The following is a 2486-nucleotide window of genomic DNA, read 5'->3' on the forward strand; positions in this document are numbered from 1 at the left end:
TTGTAAACGCTAGAATAAAGTTGACAGTTTTTGCTCGATAAGATTTTACACTTTTGCTCAATCAACCTACTACTTTAGTAAAATAAATCGTGACGTTATTTTACTGGAGGTTAGGATTTTGGAGGAGAAGTTAGTGTTATATATAAAGATTCAGGAATTAAATAAGAGAAATTTTAAAGTAGCACAAATCGCTAAGGAGCTTAAGATCTCAAGACCGACTGTCTATAAGTATTTAGAGATGACATTTGATGAAGCTAGAGCGTATACTGAACAGCCTTTGGGAAAGAAGAAAAAACTAGATCATTATAAAGACTGGATACTTGCCTGGCTAGAAGAATATCCTCACTTGAGTAGTGCTCAGATCCATGATTGGCTTTTGGAGAGATATCCCCACCTGGAGGTCGGTGGAAGTACGGTCAGAACGTATGTGAAGGATATTCGAGAAGTCTATCAGATTGAGAAAAAAGTGGTTGTCCGTCAATACGAAGCAGTTCCTGAACAACCGATGGGTAAACAACTCCAGGTAGACTGGGGTGAAACAAAACAGAAAACAATAGACAATAAAGAAATCAAACTATACTTTATTGCCTTTGTACTCGCCCACTCCAGACATAAATACATGGAATGGCAGACACGTCCTTTTACCACAAAAGATGCGATTCGTTGTCACGAAAATGCATTTAAGTTCTACGGGGGACGAGCAGAAGAAATCGTTTATGACCAGGACCACTTAATCGCAGTGAGTGAAAATGCAGGACAGCTGCTTTTAACAGCTGAATTTCAAAGCTATGTAAATGAGCGTAAATTTAAAGTTCATTTGTGCAGAAAAGCTGATCCAGAGTCTAAAGGTATGATTGAAAATGTAGTGAAATACATAAAAGGCAATTTCGCTGACAGTCGTGTGTTTAGCGATATAGAAGATTGGAATAAACGAGCGCGGCAATGGCTCGAGCGTACTGGAAACCATCGGGTTCACCAGACAACGAAAAAAAGACCAGCAGAAGTGTTTCTCCTCGAAAAGCAACACTTACAGCCAGTCTCTTCGTTACTTTCATATGAAAGTACCAATAACCAAAGTATAACAAGAAGTGTGAGTAAGGACAACACGATCCGGTACAAGTCAAACCGTTATTCCGTCCCACTCGGGACTTATCAAACAATGAGTGAGAACCTTGTATGGATTGAAGTGAAAGGCGAAGATCAAAAGACGCTCGTTATTCGCAGAGAAGCAAAAGGTGAAGTCATTGCCGAGCATATTGTCAGCTCGGAAAAAGGAAAACTCATTCAAAACCGTCATCATACCCGTGATCGTTCTAAAGGTCTTAAGGAATTCAAACAACGCCTCATCTCTAACTTTGAAGATCAAGTTCAGGCAACTGCTTATTTAGATGAGATAAGCCTAAGATACCCAAGGTATCGTCGAGATCAGTTTGCCATGATCAATAAGGTCATTCAGCAGTCTCCCGCATTAATTGATACTATTTTGAGCAAGTGCATGACAGAGAAACTATACAATGCGAATGATTTTCGTGACATCGCTCATCATCTTGATACATTACCAGATGAACCGGTGGAAGAGGTACAATCCTTTTACACAAGTTCACCGACACATTCTCATATCAAAGCCTCTACCCGTTCTCTAAATGCATATACCAGTATTTTAGGAGGTAGAGCATGATGAACAAGACCGTGCATGAATTACAAGACCAATTTCGTCAGCTACGTTTAGCAGAGACGGCGGAGGAGCTGCCGCAGCTTCTTCGCGAAGCTGAAAAATCATCATGGACCTACTTAGAATTTTTAGAATCTATCACTCGATATGAATTAGCCAAACGTGAAGCCAAAAGCCTCGAGAAAAGGATGAAATGGGCACGCTTCCCTTTCGTGAAGTCGCTAGACGAGTTTGAGCTGAAAGGCCAAAACGTTCTGACAGCCCGTCAGCTCTCCCAACTCCGAGAATTAAGCTGGCTAGAACAACAGTACAATTTAATTCTTCTTGGGCCACCTGGCATTGGAAAGACGTATATCGCCATTGGGCTTGGGCTCGAGGCTGTTTACAAAGGATTCAATGTTTATTTCGCTACAATGGGTGAACTTGTGCAGCTTCTAAAATCAGAAGAATACCTGAATAAATCTAAAGTTCAGCTCAAAAGAATTAGAAATGCCGATCTTGTGATTATTGATGATTTAATGTATATGGCCATGGATCAGAGAGAGGCAAACTTGTTTTTTCATTTAATTAATCATTTATACGAACGGAGTTCGATCATCCTGACCTCAAATAAAAGTCCAGATGAATGGGGTAATCTAATTGGAGATCAAGGGATCACGACAGCTATTTTAGATCGCTTACTTCATCGTGTGGAAGTAATCCATGGTGGTGAAAACGAGGAAAGTCATCGCATGAAAAACCGAAAAAGCATTTTTTCGGCAAAAGTGTAAAAAGGAAACGAGCAAAAAGTGTAAAATTCGACTTGACGTCTACA

2 protein-coding genes are annotated in these 2486 nt (G+C 40.2%); both read left to right on the forward strand.

Translation table 11 applies throughout. The features are described from left to right. Positions 1 to 133: 133 nt before the first annotated feature. Complete coding sequence (gene istA / locus JI665_RS28130; protein ID WP_139266809.1) at positions 134 to 1678, forward strand: IS21 family transposase; 1545 nt, start codon at positions 134 to 136, stop codon at positions 1676 to 1678. Continuing rightward, on the forward strand, positions 1678 to 2442 hold the full coding sequence (gene istB, locus JI665_RS28135) for an IS21-like element IS643 family helper ATPase IstB (RefSeq protein WP_071156330.1): 765 nt from the start codon (positions 1678 to 1680) through the stop codon (positions 2440 to 2442). The genes istA and istB overlap by 1 nt, the downstream gene beginning before the upstream one ends. Positions 2443 to 2486 lie beyond the last annotated feature (44 nt).

The sequence above is a fragment of the Bacillus sp. NTK034 genome (assembly GCF_017303275.1).
Lineage (GTDB): Bacteria > Bacillota > Bacilli > Bacillales > Cytobacillaceae > Cytobacillus.